Here is a 15073-nt window from a genome sequence, read left to right on the forward strand (position 1 = left end):
ACCGATCGCGAGAATGACGGAGCCCTGGCATCAGGCCCACAACGACTACGTCGGACCGACCACGAGAACGACGGAGCCCTGGGGTACGTCTCACCAGCTATCCGACCGCTCGGCACGAGATCGAGATCTTAGACGATCTTGGACTATCCAAGCGACGTTGGGGGTCGGACAGCCTTCAGCAGCGACGGAATAACTCGTACGCAGAACTCCGAGGCCGCTGCAGCCGCTTTACTCTGACGACTTTGCCCATCGAAGGACTTCTCTCCGTCTGCGAAGTCGCAGACCGCCTTTACGAAGAACCAGTCAATATCGTGCCGAACGCATGCTGCCGCGAATCCGTATCCCTCCATTTCACCTCCCTTCGCTCCGGGAAACGCCTCATGAAGTTGGCTCCGGAAGGCTCGGTTGTCGATGAGTTTCTCGCCGGAGAGAATTTGGCCGAACAACACCCGACTTTCAGTGGATAAGCCGTCAAGAATCACCCTGAGACCTTCGATCACCTGGGGTCGGACAGCCAGAGGAGTACCCCGATGGCGAATCTCGGCAGTGCCATACTTCGAAGTACCTAATCGTTGGAGCTCATAGGGAACGACGTGAGTGGCAACGATGATTTCTCCGATATTCACCTCGCTCTCGAACCCGAAAGCAATTCCAGTCAGGATCGCAAATCTGGGACGTAGAGCCGACAGTGCAGTGGAGACGACCGCGAACGATCCCCCCGGCCCGCCACTGCCCATGTCAGAATGTGTCAGTGCAACCCTACGGCCAGACGTGGATTCAAAACGCAGAGCTGAGAACGTTGGAGTCACCTGTGGTGCCACTTGGCGCCACTGCGCTTTGAGAAGGGCTGCGATCACGGCGGCCCGCTCAACGTCGGTAGTGACATGCAAAAGGATGTCCGTAGGAGGTTCCTCACTCATGGTTTCAGCCAACTCGAAGGAGTTGCTGTCGACCCGACTTATAAGACCGTCGATTTGCTGAGAATTTACAGTCAGGTCATCTGGGAGTGGAAGCCTGTTTTCTGCGATTAGAGACATCGCCAGGGCTCCGGACTGCGCGAGCAGTGCTGCATCAGTTACGTCCAGGCCGATCGATATTCCGACAGCATAGTAAGCCGTGAATGCCGTACCTCCCCCAAGCCTGGTCGACAATCCGTGTTGCGACTTCCTGAAGGTGTCGCGCTTGATTTTGTTACCAGAAATAGAGCGCGAGTATATTGACGCGTCAGAATCTCCGTAATCCTTCAGTACCAAGTTGCCGACGCCACTCATGGTGCTCAGGACGAACTTTGCGGCGCGGACCTCATCAACAGAGGAGCGGGCTTGAGGCTGCGTTACACCGAAATTGACGAGTAGTGACTCGATTTGATCTCTGCGAGAAATGATGGTGTGAATGGAAGGGATGGTGAAGTAATGTTGCCAACTATCGCTGGGGTCCAAAATGACGGGAGCGTCAACCTCGGACAGTAATTCACAAACTTCTGGGCTGACAAATCCGCGGCCGTAATCCGACACAACGACGACATTGTAGGAAGATTGTCGCAAGGTGCGTGCGAGTAGTTCCAAATCAGTTTTGTCGAGTGGCGCGTCCGGCTGCTCCTCGACGCGATACAGTAAATGTGGTTGCCCTTTAAAGTCATTCTCGATGAACCGAGTCACCTCTGCGACCGGCCATCTATGACAAGGGATCGCTTCGATGCGTAGGCGCTCGAGTTTCGATTCTCCTTCAAGAGTGTCGCTCACGAAATCGGCAAGTTCCCCACGGGTTGCTGCCGGCACTACCAGCGTGGTTTCGCCGAAGCACCGAAGGACACGGGCAAGAGTCGGAGCCCCGCCAAGGCTCACCTGTACCGATTCCTTACGGAAGAACTCTCCTGCCGACAGGCTAGTGGGGCGACGCACACGGCGGATTTTGTAGGTACGGTCGACCAGCAGATCACCCACAACTAGGAATCGGAGGCTGTGACTGTCCACTGCTGCTTGACAGTCCTGTATGACTTCTGAGGGTCGCATCATGCCATCGCTCCCCGCCGGAAACGGAGCTTGTAGGTGGACCCATCAACGTCGATCACCCAATCACAATCAGTGATTGCCGGCTGCATCCAACGCCGATAATCTCGGCGCATGCGCACATAGTTGATCAACGCGGTCGTTGGCGGGTAGCCGCGGTTACGTATGTCGCGACGTAGTCGAGAAATGAGCTTTCCTCTTCCTCGTGAACGGAAGAAGATTCGTAGCTCTGGCCGCAAAGCGTCAGGCTGGATGGTGAAAAATAATCCCACGGCCACCACTACCCTTCCGGGCTGGACTTCATGAGGGTGTTCTTCGCACGTGGCGTTCAAGCAGGATCTGCCAGTCTGGTGGTCGTAGTAGGGGACAGCGACTGGCTTTCCATCCGCGAGCAGCATCAGTGCGCGATGAAATGAGGCTGAATCGAACGAGTGAGGATCGTACCCGCTTATCCCCTCACGGAACCGCTCACCACGATCACGCGCAAAGGAATCTATTTCAAGAAAAGTTGCATTGATTCCACTCCGGGCTAAGTACTCACAGAGCAGGAGGGTGATGGTGGTCTTGTGGCAGTTACCCTCACCGCCGAACGCGATGACGACGGTCCCTCCGCTTCGCTGGAGGTCGCCGACTCGCTGAGCAAGTAACGCCACCACCTCGTGCTGCCTCAGCTTCGACACAGTCCCTCTCCCGTCCGCCCGGCATCATCTCTCATCGCATGTTAAGTTGTGCCCTTCTGTCAGTGCAGTAACCGCAAGCGCAACCAGGGGCCTCACGTGCGGTCAGGGCGGTTCCTTCCAACTAGCTGCGGCCTGACAAGGGGTCAGATCTTGGTATGCTAGCGTGTCCGACTTTAATCTTGTGAGGCTTCATGGGCCGGTCCGGTTGGACACTGATCATCTTTGACGTCGACGGCACTCTCATCGACACTGCGGTGATGGTTACCTGCGGTCAGGACGATGTTGCCGAGGCGCTTGGCTTCGACGAGGTCGAAGCCGACCTTATGAAGGAAGCTTGGCGCGCTCTTGCAACGGTAGGTTTCGGCGAACCGTCGTCGGTATTCATGCAGGCGCTCAAGTACGAACTGGAGCGACACTTCGGCGTCACATGTAATGCCCAGGCCGAGGTAATGGTCGAGCATTTTTGGAGAGGCTACTGGAAGGCATGTCGAGCTGAAATTGCGCTCGAAGTTCTAAGCCGAGCCCTCGACCGCGGAATTCGCGTAGCTGTTTCCTCGAACGGCAATCGAGATAGGCAGCTCAAGAAACTGAAGCTGGCTGGCATCTATCAATTATTCGACTCGCAGCTAATCCAAATCGAACCTTCTGACGGAATTCGCGCGAAACCTAGTCCTGCGATGATCGATCTACTAATGCGCCAGGCAAAGGCATCGCCGAACGAGTCCTTGATGGTCGGAGACCGCGAAAGCGACGTAGCGGCCGCACGACTTGCTGGATGTCGCTCGGGGATGCTAACCCGAACAAAGCAACATCCAAACGTGACATCGGACTTGCTTAAGGCCCGTGATGAAGCGCGGAGAGCTCTCAGCATCACGCAACCGGACTACTTTCTCTCGAATCTCGCCGACGTCTTGAAAGTGATCCAATATCCCTCCCTTCCGGAACTAACTTCTGGCACGCTTATCCATAACGACTCTGTACCGTGAAAATAGAAGGCGGCGAATCGTGATGGCAGGGGAATCTCCTGCCCGCTTTTTGCTCTGCAAGTGGTGGGCCCACGTCTCGCGGATTGTATGAACCGCTGCCCGCGGCCAACTTATGTTCCGACGACGGACGTCGTCCTTCCACCTCAGAAAGATTCGGACCAGAAGCGAGGCAGTGATCTCAATGCGAATCGTGTCTGCCCGTAGAAGCTTGTGATGAAGTGCCTGAACTCCTTCTACGACAAGCACTTGCACCGGAGCCATACGATGCATGAACGCATGAGCGCCCGTCCGGTGGTCATATATTGGCACATTTGCCTCGCGACCACCGAGTAAGTCATCGATCACTCTGCTGGCGGTTGCCAGATCGTGCGCCGTAGGGTCGTACCCGCTGAGGTGTAATTTTCTTCGCACCGACCGCGACATCATGAAGCCATCGAGTTCAAGTAGGGAAACTTTTGCGGTCGAGTCGACCACGAGTATCTCTTTGACGGCCCGCGCGAGCGTTGACTTGCCAATAGCCGATGGCCCGCCTATGGCTACATGGTGCGCGCCCTGGTTCAGGTTGCTGCCACGCTCGATGGCATGAGCCAGGTATCGAGCTGCCTCATACATGTTCATCACTCAAAAGCCGGTAGATGGTAAGGGTTGGCCGGCATCGGCAGGGCGCGAGATGACGAAACCTCCGATGAAGAGATCGTTTAATGGCTTCGAGAGGAACAAGCGAACCGCATCGCCTGGGGTTTCCACTATTGGCTCCTCGGGACCGTTGAGACTCGTATTGATCAACACACCCATGCCTGCCTTCTGTTGAAAAGCTTCGAGTAGTCGGTGAATCAATTCATTGTCGTCCTGGGTGACTGTCTGGACCCTGGCAGAACCGTCCTCGTGAAGGACCTCGGGAGCTAGTGAGGCAAGACTGTCGCGGCATCTGGCGGTGAGGAGCATGTACGGGCTTCGGAACCAGGGAGCGACCTCAAAATATTGATGAACCGTCTCCTGCCGGACGAGGGGTGCCAGTGGCCTGAACGTCTCTCTACCTTTGATCGAGCGGTTGATATGGTCACGCATTCCCGGGATTGCCGGATTTGCGAGGATGCTGCGATTGCCAAGGGCGCGCGGTCCGAATTCAGATCCACCCTGAAACCATCCGATCACTCGCCCCTCTGCCAGGCGGGCTGCGGCAAGTGAGACAACTTCGCTCTCATTTTCGAGGCGTCTTTTAGTGAAATAGTCTGGAATTGCTTGAAGAGCTGCTTCTATGTCCTGATCTGTGTAACTTCGCCCAAGGAAAGGTGAGAGCTCCTTGGCGATCACCGGCCTCTCACGCATGCCAAAATAGGAGGCTCCCAATGCTACTCCATCATCCGTTGCCGCGGGGAAGAAGTAGTGCGAGCCAAAAAGGCCGGAAGCGACGATAGCGGAATTTGCCGGGCAGTTTAGAAATACGCCGCCCGCAAAACATGCGTTGCGTAGTCCTGTCATCTCGGCAGCAAGTTGCGCGTATCGCAGGAGCCCCTGTGTCGTGTCGAACTGCACCCGAGCGGCGAGATCGGCATGAGCCATTGCATCTCGACCACCGGCCAGAGGCGGCTCGAACATCGCAAGTGCTTGCTGATTAATCGCAACATGAGGACCGGGCAACAGGAATGAAGGAAGATTCTGCCTCTCGCCGAACGCCGCCAGAGCCATGACCTTGCCAGCGTCATATCGATTTTGGAAGATATGTTTACTGGCGTAGCTGTAAAGACGTCCCAGCCCGATCTTCTCACGTTGCGGCTCATACGGATGGTGGGTGGTGACTTCCGAGTACAGTTTCCTGATATCGTTATGGGTGAAATGATAGATAGACGCGCATTCGAAGAGCGGTCCTTCCAGTGTTTCATCCGAGGGCGCCCCGGCCCGGTCCGTTTCTGACCCGGCCCCGTCGACCACCACTACTACCGCTTCAGTGAATGTACTGGCATAGAAGGCGCTCATGGCGTGAAGGAGATGCTGACTGTGGCAGTTATGTACGCGTGCACCCGGAAAGGTGCGTTCAAGTGTGTGCGTTCGCAGGGAAGCGCCTTCATGAGGTTCCGAGATGGGGCTCATGCACCGCACGACATCGGTCACGGCATCATTTGGCACATCAAGCGCGGTTGTAACATAGTGCACTGCGGGCATCAGGTTTTGGTCGTCATGCTTTCGTCTGCTGATCCTCTCGGTCGCTATCGCTGCGCATCGCCCATCTGCGGTCAGGATGGCGGCTGAAGCATCATGGTTTTCATTTAGCCCGAGAACGATCTGCGAACCGACCGTGCTTGCCATACGACCCCACGACCCTTTCGTCGATTACGTGATCACCAACCGGGCGCTCCTGATCGAACATTTACTCCCCATCGGACCGGTGCCGGGAAACGCGGCGTGCTCTCTTGGCCAGTACTCCAGTCGCACTTCGTGATCTGACGTCGCGGTGTGGAATCAGGCAAGGGCGGCCAGGCGGCGCTTGTAGTGGTGCCAGCGGGAGCGGGCTTGGTGGCGGCGTCGCCAGCTGGACCATTGCAGGTGGAAGGCCATCTGGCGGGTGGCGACGGCGGTGGGCAGGTCCCGCAGCAGGGCAGTGAACAGTTGGAACAGACGGCGGGCCTCGGTGACGGTCAGGGCGATCTGGCTGAAGTGCTCCGGCGGGGCCGCTTGCCGTCGGCAGGCAGGATCGGTTCGGGATGGGTGCGTCGGTCCAGGCTGTCGATCACGGCGAGCAGGGCGAGGGCGGCCATCGCGAGCACGACGTGTCGGCGCCAGGACGGTAGCGGCGGGCCTGCGTGTGGTCGAGGCCGACGGCGTCCTTGCCGTTGGCGAAGTCCTCCTCGACCGCCCATCTGATCCCGGCGATCTTGACGAGATCGGCCAGTGCCATCGACCGGCCGGGTGGTACGTAGGCGTAGAAGAAGGCCAGGTCGGTGGGGTCGGCGAGGGAGCGGCGGACCAGGAGATGGTGCCGTGGGCTGGCCGTGGCGATCAGGGCCCAGTCATAGACGCGTGGCCCTTTGGCGCCCTGTCCGCACGAGGGTCGGTTCCACGCCCGCTTGGGGATCTTCCGTGCCGTCAGCAGGTCGGCCCGCATCGGCCCGACGCCGGTGGGCACCTGGAAGTTGGTGCCGACGGCGAAGACGTAGCCGATGGCGTGCTCCTCGAAGAAGCCGCGCAGTTTGGAGCTTGTGCCGTTCGGAAACTCATCGCTGCTGCTCGGAGGCGGTCTGGCGCGGTATCGCGGTCTGCTGGAATCCTGCCCGGGTGATCGTTTCACTGGTGTATCGGGTGGTACGCAAGCTGCTCGCGGTCCCGGTGGTGCTGCTGCGCCGGGACATGGCCAAGGACGCGGAATTGCTGGTGTTGCGCCACGAGAATGCGGTGCTGCGCAGACAGCTGTCGGCACCGGTGCGGTACGGGCCGGCGGATCGGCTGTGGTTCGCGGCACTGTCCTCGCTGATCCCGCGGCGCTGGTGGGCGCAGGTGTTCCCGGTGACGCCCGCGACGCTGTTGGCGTGGCGCCGCAGGCTGATCGCCCGGAAGTGGGACTTCAGCAAGCGCCGGACCAGGTCTGGCAGACCGTCGACGGCGAGAGCGGTGAAGGCGCTGGTGGTGCGGCTGGCCAAGGAGAATCCGCGGTGGGGCTGCCGTCGGATCCAGGGCGAACTGGCTCGGCTCGGGCATTTGGTCGGCTCGACGACGGTCTGGGAGATCCTGACGGCGGCCGGCATCGATCCGGCCTCGAGACGCAGCGGGCCGACGTGGCGTGAGTTCCTGACCGCGCAGGCTGAAGGGATCATCGCCTGCGACTTCCTGCACATCGATTTGGTCGACCTGCGCCGGGTGTACGCGCTGGTGTTCCTCGAGCACGGCACACGCCGGCTGCACATCGCTGGCGTGACCGCCCATCCCACGGGGGCGTGGACGGTGCAGCAGGCGAGAAATCTTTCCGTCGAGTTGGGTGTGCGGGTCGAGTCGCTGCGTTTCCTGCTCCGCGACCGGGACGGAAAGTACACCAAGTCCTTCGACGCGGTCTTCGCGGCCGACAGCATCGAGGCCGTGCGGACCGCGCCTCGGGCTCCCCGGATGAACGCGCACTGCGAACGGGTTATCGGCACCCTGCGCCGCGAGGCCCTCGACCACTTGCTGATATGGAACGAGACGCACGCTCGGCAGGTCCTCGATGCCTATGCCCGGCACTACAACGGTCATCGCCCACACCAGGCCAGGGGACAGCTCCCTCCGCTCGCCTGAGAACACCCAGCGCCCCTGACCGCTCCGACCGCTCACCGGCTCCTACGCCCCCGAATGCTCGGCGGCGTGATCAACGAGTACAGATACGCGGCCTGACCAGCAGCGACGAGTTTCCGAACGGCACAGGTTCACCGCATCAACAACTTGACAACGCCGTTCCTGATCCAGCGCAGCATCGGCGCAGGTGGTGTTCAGAATGCGGAGGAGGGGAACAGCTTGACGACGGCGCGGCCGAGCGTGCGTTCCGCGCCCTCTCCGGTGAGCGTGAGGGTCACCGCACCGCCGTCGCCCAGCACGGTTTCGACCTGCCATCCGCCACCGACGTCCCGGACCCGACGTTCGGCATCCGTGACGGCCACCCACTCCTCGGCCCCCTTCTCCAGAGCGTATACGCGTGGGTTCTCGCTGCGAACGAAGTCGCAGTATCCGGTGGCGATGCGCCGTGTCCGGTAGGGCAGATAGGAGACGTGGGCGGTCCCGTCGGCGGTGAACCAAGCGTCAAAGGGCGCCCAGCCGGCTCCCGGAGCCACCGCCGCCGACTCCTCCCCCGAATCCGGGGTGAGGACCGTGGTCCGCCGACTCATCGGTTCGCAGTGACCGGCAGCGCCACGGCCGACAACCACCGAGCTGACGATCATACGTGCGCCATCGCGGTCGACGGCCTGGAAGTCGTCCGCGAGAGAGCGGGGCAGCACTCCCCGTGCGGTTCCATCGGCCATGAGGCGGTACACGCTGTGGGCCGAGCTGTCGTCGTACAGCGGACGTACGTAGGTGACCAGCTCCCCTCCTTGTCGGTGGGAGAACAGGGTGTACACGGGGCCGTGAATCTTCTCGGACGGCACGGCCGGCAGCCCTTCGGCCCTCCACTGCGCAGGCGTGCCGCCGTCGGCTGGGTACGCCCGAAGGCCGATGGCGCCGGGCCCGGTGGAAATCAGCCGATCGCCGACGAAGGCGATGCCGCAGTACTCGCAATTCCAGGTGCGGATGGTGTCGTCGGCCAGGTTCCGCAGGCGGATCACCCCTTCGGGAACGTGGCCGATCAGCGACTCCGCAGTACCGGCCTCCGAGATCTCGGTCCAGGCGATCTGGCTCCGATCCTCCGACCAGGCCACCGCCCCGGGGTTTGCCGACGAGTCCAGGGACGCCAGAGTCCGCGGTTCCGATTCCGGGTCCTCAAGGAGACGCACCTCCTTCGTAGTTGTCCAGGCAACCGGACGAAAGACATCATCGGCATCCGAATCGGGAACCTCGACGGGCAACGCCTCGTAGGACGAGGGCAGTACGAACTCCTGGAGCGTGCTGGCCAGTTCCTTCGAGGTGTCGGTGAATACCGGCTCGGGGGCGTCGCCAGCGGCGGCGGTCTGGAGGAGGTCACGCTGCTCCGCCTTCGGCACGCGGTGGCCGACGAACCTGAAGTCCAGCTCCAGCCCGGAGCTGTCCAGCCTCTCACGCAGCTTCTTCGCGAACTCCAAGGTGTCCTCGGTGCATGCGTCGGTGCCGTGGGCGGTGATGACGATGATGCGGTTGTGGGTGGCGTCGCTTCCGCTGAGGTCGTCGATGGCGGCGAGGATTCCGCTGTGAAGAGTGGCCTGCCCGGTCGGCCGGAGGTCACTCGCCGCGTCGGCGATGGGACGGCCGTTTCCCGTGGCGTCGGCGACAACTTGGGCCGTGTTGCCGGGTGTACCGCAGGCGCCGCCGAACCGGCGCAGGGAGAGGGCATCGCCATCGGCGGCGTTGAGGGCCGCCGCGGCGACACCGTCCGTGACGTCGGCGAAATCGTAGACATCCCCCGCCTTCGGTGCAGCCACCGTGGAGGCATCGACGAGGAACACCGCGCGGTGCTCCGGCCCGGACCCGCCACCCGTCAGGAACAGCGCCGTGGTGGCTGCCACGATGGCGAGTGCCGTAGCCGGCACGGCCCATCGTCGCCATCGGGATCGGCTCGGTTGCGCAGTGGTGGTTGTCGTGGTGTCCATGGTGGTCCCCCTCGGGCGTCCTGGCCGGTTCGTCGGTCGTTCCAAAGAGATCCTTCTTCCCACTGACGGTTGCTGGCTCCCCATGCACTCCGCGTGCAGAAGTCACGGTTCTCGTCCGGTTAGACCGCGTTGGAGATGATCGCGGCGATCTCCCCACTCACCCGGTCGGCTTCCTCGGCGGATGTCCCGCGATCTTCCGCGAGTCGGAGGAATTGGTAAGTGAATGCCGCCGTACAGAGATCGAGGGCGTCCTTGCCGGCTTCGCATGAAAAACTGCGCGTCGCGATCCCTTCTTGCAGGTCAGCGATCGAGAGCGAGAAGGACGCGGAGCCTTCGGGAAGCAACGTTCCCGGATCTCCGGCCTCCCGCTCCCACTGCTTAACCCCGATGTAGAGGCCCGGGGTGCCGGTGGGGACGTTCTTGGTACTGCCGTCGGCCTTGCAGTACCCCTCCCAGTGTGTGTCCTCCAGCTTCTCTTCCAGCTCGGGCGCGATGCCTCCGAAAGCGGCGCAGGCGGCCGAGGGATGCAGATGAGCCGACCCACCGAATTGGAGGTTGGTCCGGGCGCCGTCCGCGGCCGAGACCTCGATCGAGGTGCCCGGCGCCGCACCGATCGCCAGCATTGTGCACCGTGCCTCCGACGGTCCAACGAGGAAGCCTCCATCGCCGTATCCATAGAGTGCGGTGCCGCTGGGAAGGGCGAAGCCCTCAGGCAGCACAAGAGCGGAGGGCACCGGGCCGATCTCCCTGCCCATGTGGTTTTCCCCCGTCGTGCAGGCCGTCACGGAGGCGGTCTGCCTCGGCACTTCGGCGAGAACCGCCTCGTAGGAGCTGGGAACGGTGAACTCCTTTAGTGTGATGGCGAGATCCTCGGCGGTGTCGGTCTGGACGGGATCCGGGGCGTCGGTCGCAGCGGCGGTCAGTGCGAGAGCATCCCGGTCCTCGCCGGCGAGGCGGTAGCCGACGTAGCGGAAGTCGAGTGAGGCGTTGCCAGAGTCGAGCAGACGGGTGACGTCACGCTCGAAGGACTCGTGGTCGTCTGTGCATGCGTCGGTGCCGTGGGCGGTGATGACGATGATGCGGTTGTGGGTGGCGTCGCTTCCGCTGAGGTCGTCGATGGCGGCGAGGATTCCGCTGTGAAGAGTGGCCTGCCCGGTCGGCCGGAGGTCACTCGCCGCGTCGGCGATGGGACGGCCGTTTCCCGTGGCGTCGGCGACAACTTGGGCCGTGTTGCCGGGTGTACCGCAGGCGCCGCCGAACCGGCGCAGGGAGAGGGCATCGCCATCGGCGGCGTTGAGGGCCGCCGCGGCGACACCGTCCGTGACGTCGGCGAAATCGTAGACATCCCCCGCCTTCGGTGCAGCCACCGTGGAGGCATCGACGAGGAACACCGCGCGGTGCTCCGGCCCGCCACCCGTCAGGAACAGCGTCAACGCCGCAGTTGTGGCGGTCACGGCCAGGACTGCCCCGAGGACGGCCGGAATCAGCAACCGGCGTCGGCGCAGTAGTGACGCGAGCGGCATGGTATGGCTCCTTTCGCCATGCGGGTTACGCGGCGCAGGACGTGACCGGCCGACGAACGCGGTGGCAGTCCCATCCGGCCGAATTGGGTCTCCCCGTGGATGACCTGCCGCTGTGACAGATTGCCGGTCAACGGATATCGCTGTCCCGGATTTGCCAGGCGCGCGGTCTCGCCACCTCGACCATCATCTACCAACGTGCAAGATCTTTAAGCGATCCACGAAATCCAGGGAGACCCGCAGAACGACCCGCGGACCTCCCGGGTGCGGAGCCCGGAATTCCGCACGGAGGACACGAGGCGCAACGCTCGAACAAATTCGAAAGCATCGAACAGATCTTCTGTTCCCTCTGCGAAGAAGAATGATTTCCGGGTTCTCGCCTTGAGGGCCCGAAAGGGATGTGCCATATACTTTCGAATTGCAGTATCACACGACCACACAGGGAAAACTGATCTTTTTTTGGGGGGGGACCATGGATCCCGTTACGGTCATTCTGACCGCCCTGGTCGCCGGTACGTCGTCGGCGACGGTCCAGGAGTCGAGCCGAGTGCTGTGCGCAGCTGTACGGAACCGTTTGGCGCGCGTCCGCGAATCAAGAGGCGGAACCGCGGCCGAGGCCAAGACGGACACGGCTGCGCTGGAGGCGTACCTGCGGGACCCGGCCGGCCAACACGAGCGACTTGCACGGGCGCTGGACCTGGCAGGGGCAGGCACTGACACGGAGCTGATCGAGGCGGCGCGCCGGGTGCTGGCCACGACCCACCCTGCCAGCTCCGGGTCCATCGGCTCGTATCTGACGGATCTGCGGGAGGCCAAGGGCGTGGTCGTGGGGCACCACGCCAACCAGACCAACAACTTCTCCTCCTAGCGCACCTGGCGCACCGTGGAACGACACAGCGGCCCCCGCGGGGAGACCGAGAAGGCTGGGCAGGTGACGAGGAACCCCGAAAGTCTCGATGACGTACGGGGCAGCGTCTATAGCGAAGAACACCGGAGCAAGGAGGAGAACGACTCCGGTGAGGTCGAGGCGAGAGACTCCGGTGTTCTCGTGGCACGCGCCAGGGCCGGTGGGAGAGAGCGCGGGCGGAAAAGAGGGAAGGGAAGGCAGGGTGTTCGAGCGGGCCGGGCCGCCTCGTACGACCTGAGCCAGGCGCGGGGCGTACTGATCGGTGACTACGGTCGCCAGGTCAACCGCTTTATCCTCAGCATCCCCCGCAGCCTGCGGATCACGCTCATCCTCACCACGTTGCTGGGACTGCTGGCGGGCTCCGCATGGATCGTGGTCGAGAAGGTGCTGCCGGAGTACGCACCGACGTACAAGACGGAGTTCCTCGTCGACATCGCCGATGGCGCCGAGGGTGTGGCGAGCGTCACCGACTCTCTGCGAACCGTGCTGGAGAACTCCGGCGACAGCGAGGCCATGGCCCTGCGCACCTTCGGCGGCGAGTGCGGCGCAAAGGACAACACCACCCGCCACGTCGACTTCGGCACCGGCAACCGGCAAAAGATCAGTGAAGCGGCCGGTGCGCTGTCGCGGACCGGGAGGCCCACCCTGATGCGGGGCATCGTCGAGGCCGTGGAGGACTTCTCGGAACCGTTCGGGCAGGAAGCCAAGCAGGTCAACCGGATCATCGTGGTCACTCGTCACGGGGAGGACGCCTGCGACCCCGACACCGCGTTCGTGGAGCGGGAAATCCGCACCCGGCTCACTGCCGCCGGGCTGAAGATCGACTTCCGGCTAATCGGGTATCAGGTGCCCGACGAGCAGCGGGAACGGCTGCAACTACTCGCTGCCGGAGCGAATGCCCCCGCGCCCAGCTTCGCGGAGACACCACAGCAACTCAACGACACCCTAGAATGGTTCACCAACGTGGAGCCGGTGCTGCGGAACTCCCAGGGAGTCATCAGCATCCTCAACCCGCCCGTGGAGAAGGTCAACAAGGGGGTGCAGGCCATCGTTGACGGGCGCCTGGACACGGCCGAGACCACCCTGGCGGACGCGCGGAAGTCCATGGTCGGTACCGAGGTCGAGGTGGAGGACCTGGCGGGCCGCGCCAAGACACCGGAAGCCAGTGATCTCCACACCGGAGCGGTCAGGCTGCGAAGGTTGCAGGAGGATGTCGTCACAGCGGCGGAGGCCGCGCTGGACGCGGCTCGGGCCGGAAGACCACTGAAGCAGACCCTCGACGCGTACAAGGAGGCGGCAACGGAGTACAACGACAAAGTGGCGACGATGAACACCACACTGGCCAAGTTGCGGGCGAAGAGCCCCTGACCCACGGCGCCTGTCCCGGCCCGAGCCGTGACCGTTTCCGTGTGGGTCGCACCGCAGCCTGTCGGCCCGTAGTGCTTCAAAAAGAGTTCATAGGCCGTGAGCTGGGTTTTCGTCGGGCCGTCAGACTGCTCGGTGGTACTCGTTGATGAGTCCGGCCACAGCTGGTCGGCGTTCGATCCGAGCCGTCGGGAGTGGGACGACGTTCGGGTCGTCGAGAGGCGCGAGCTGGTTGCGGTTTTGATGGGGCCGATGACCGTTGAAGTGCCTCGCGTAGTCGTGGAGGATCTTCTCGGCGTGGCCGCGATCAAAGATCAGGAGCCGGTTGGTGCACTCTTCGCGGACCGAGCGTACGAATCGTTCCGCGTGCGGGTTGCAGTTGGGGCTGCGCGGCGGGATCTTGGTCACGGTGATGTCTTCGCTGGCGAAGATGGCGTCGAAGGCGGCGCTGAATTTCGTGTCACGGTCGCGGATCAGGTGGGTGAAGTCGTCGGCATGTTGCCCGAGTTGCCACATGAGCTGTCGGGCTTGCTGGGTGGCCCAGGCTGCGGTGGGGTGCGTGGTGACTCCGAGGATGTGGACCGTGCGGGTGCGTACCTCCATGACGAACAGGGCGTATAGCCGCTGCAGGCCGATGGTGTCCACATAGAAGAGGTCGGTGGCGAGCAAGCCGTCGGCATGGGTCTTGAGGAAGGTGGTCCACTCGCCGCGTGCCGGGTGACGGCGTGGGGCCGGTCCGAGGCCAGCGGCGCGAAGGACGCGACGGACGGTGGCCGGACTGACCTTGTGGCCGAGGCGCCGTAGTTCGCCGTGGACGCGCCGGAAGCCCCATCGTGGGTTCTCGGTACCGAGCCGCACGATCAGGTCGCGCAGCTCGTCGGGTATCGGCGGGCGTCCCGGAGGGGCGGGTTGCGTCCACTTGTCCTTGATCAGACGCTGGTGCCAGGCCAGGAGGGTGCGCGGGGAAACGATCCGATGCTGGCGTAGCGCCTGTGGGAGGAGTCGGGCGAAGGCGGTGAGCAGTGCCCGGTCGGGCCAGGTGGGCTTGGGGGCCGCGACCTGCCGGCGCAGTACCGCGACTTCGTGTCGCAAGATCAGTATCTCGGCCTCCTTCGCCGCAGAGGATCGGGAGAGCAGGACCAGCCACGCGAAGATCCGTGTGGCGATCAGGTAGAGCATTCGTACGAGCACAAGGTCCGATGGTGCCCGATCGGCCCGCGGGGCGTCGCCCCAGATCACGGGCTGTGCAGCCGTTCTGAAGCGGTACGCGATGGTGAGGCCGCCGGTGATGACGCCGACCGCGTCGGTCATCGCGGCCGGCGCGACCGGGCAACGCCGTAGGACGACGCGCATCCCTTTCTGGGCCC

At 62.8% G+C, this 15073-nt stretch carries 11 protein-coding genes and 1 pseudogene; 4 read left to right on the plus strand and 8 right to left on the minus strand.

Features of this window, described 5'->3' with window-relative positions; translation table 11 throughout:
* Positions 1-143: 143 nt before the first annotated feature.
* Both AC3ETA_RS39100 and AC3ETA_RS39105 read right to left on the minus strand, forming a co-directional pair.
* A complete protein-coding gene (locus AC3ETA_RS39100; protein WP_432197658.1) occupies positions 144-1943 on the minus strand; it encodes a phosphorylase family protein in 1800 nt (599 codons plus the stop codon).
* A gap of 68 nt (positions 1944-2011) precedes the next feature.
* Entirely contained in the window at positions 2012-2689 is a 678-nt protein-coding gene (locus AC3ETA_RS39105; RefSeq protein WP_432197659.1) for a uridine kinase family protein, read from the minus strand.
* 191 nt (positions 2690-2880) lie between these two features.
* On the opposite strand from AC3ETA_RS39105, the gene AC3ETA_RS39110 reads away from it, so the two are divergent.
* Positions 2881-3675 (plus strand): HAD family hydrolase, encoded by a 795-nt coding sequence (locus AC3ETA_RS39110; protein ID WP_432197660.1) that lies wholly within the window; start codon positions 2881-2883, stop codon positions 3673-3675.
* Here the strand turns inward: AC3ETA_RS39110 and AC3ETA_RS39115 are convergent.
* From AC3ETA_RS39115 to AC3ETA_RS39125, 3 genes are all read right to left on the minus strand, one after another.
* A complete protein-coding gene (locus AC3ETA_RS39115) occupies positions 3634-4293 on the minus strand; it encodes a uridine kinase family protein (protein WP_432197689.1) in 660 nt (219 codons plus the stop codon). The two genes, AC3ETA_RS39110 and AC3ETA_RS39115, sit on opposite strands and share 42 nt — an antisense overlap.
* Before the next feature lie 3 nt (positions 4294-4296).
* Entirely contained in the window at positions 4297-5982 is a 1686-nt protein-coding gene (locus AC3ETA_RS39120; protein WP_432197661.1) for a carbamoyltransferase C-terminal domain-containing protein, read from the minus strand.
* 421 nt (positions 5983-6403) lie between these two features.
* A complete protein-coding gene (locus AC3ETA_RS39125) occupies positions 6404-6961 on the minus strand; it encodes a hypothetical protein (RefSeq protein ID WP_432197662.1) in 558 nt (185 codons plus the stop codon).
* Between AC3ETA_RS39125 and AC3ETA_RS39130 the strand changes: the two are divergent.
* Positions 6949-8034: pseudogene (locus AC3ETA_RS39130) on the plus strand (integrase core domain-containing protein). The gene AC3ETA_RS39125 and the pseudogene AC3ETA_RS39130 overlap by 13 nt on opposite strands.
* A 95-nt stretch (positions 8035-8129) precedes the next feature.
* Here the strand turns inward: AC3ETA_RS39130 and AC3ETA_RS39135 are convergent.
* Together AC3ETA_RS39135 and AC3ETA_RS39140 are read right to left on the minus strand one after the other, a co-directional pair.
* Entirely contained in the window at positions 8130-9830 is a 1701-nt protein-coding gene (locus AC3ETA_RS39135) for a hypothetical protein (RefSeq protein ID WP_432197663.1), read from the minus strand.
* A gap of 203 nt (positions 9831-10033) precedes the next feature.
* Positions 10034-11437, minus strand: a complete 1404-nt coding sequence (locus tag AC3ETA_RS39140; RefSeq protein WP_432197664.1) for a hypothetical protein — start codon at positions 11435-11437, stop codon at positions 10034-10036.
* A gap of 469 nt (positions 11438-11906) precedes the next feature.
* Here AC3ETA_RS39140 and AC3ETA_RS39145 point away from each other — a divergent pair, with 469 nt between their 5' ends.
* Positions 11907-12302 carry a hypothetical protein gene (locus AC3ETA_RS39145; protein WP_432197665.1) on the plus strand — a complete coding sequence of 132 codons (396 nt, stop codon included), beginning with the start codon at positions 11907-11909 and terminating at the stop codon, positions 12300-12302.
* A gap of 63 nt (positions 12303-12365) precedes the next feature.
* Complete coding sequence (locus AC3ETA_RS39150) at positions 12366-13709, plus strand: hypothetical protein (protein ID WP_432197666.1); 1344 nt, start codon at positions 12366-12368, stop codon at positions 13707-13709.
* Positions 13710-13829: 120 nt separating this feature from the next.
* On the opposite strand, the gene AC3ETA_RS39155 is transcribed toward AC3ETA_RS39150, so the two are convergent.
* Positions 13830-15017 (minus strand): integrase core domain-containing protein, encoded by a 1188-nt coding sequence (locus tag AC3ETA_RS39155; RefSeq protein WP_432197667.1) that lies wholly within the window; start codon positions 15015-15017, stop codon positions 13830-13832.
* Positions 15018-15073 lie beyond the last annotated feature (56 nt).

The sequence above is a fragment of the Streptomyces sp. bgisy027 genome (assembly GCF_057710365.1).

Coding starts and splice junctions, on each gene's coding strand:
- AC3ETA_RS39115 (WP_432197689.1), bottom strand. CDS start 4,293: ATGAACATGTATGAGGCAGCTCGATACCTGGCTCATGCCATCGAGCGT.
- AC3ETA_RS39155 (WP_432197667.1), bottom strand. CDS start 15,017: ATGACCGACGCGGTCGGCGTCATCACCGGCGGCCTCACCATCGCGTAC.
- AC3ETA_RS39140 (WP_432197664.1), bottom strand. CDS start 11,437: ATGCCGCTCGCGTCACTACTGCGCCGACGCCGGTTGCTGATTCCGGCC.
- AC3ETA_RS39110 (WP_432197660.1), top strand. CDS start 2,881: ATGGGCCGGTCCGGTTGGACACTGATCATCTTTGACGTCGACGGCACT.
- AC3ETA_RS39145 (WP_432197665.1), top strand. CDS start 11,907: ATGGATCCCGTTACGGTCATTCTGACCGCCCTGGTCGCCGGTACGTCG.
- AC3ETA_RS39120 (WP_432197661.1), bottom strand. CDS start 5,982: ATGGCAAGCACGGTCGGTTCGCAGATCGTTCTCGGGCTAAATGAAAAC.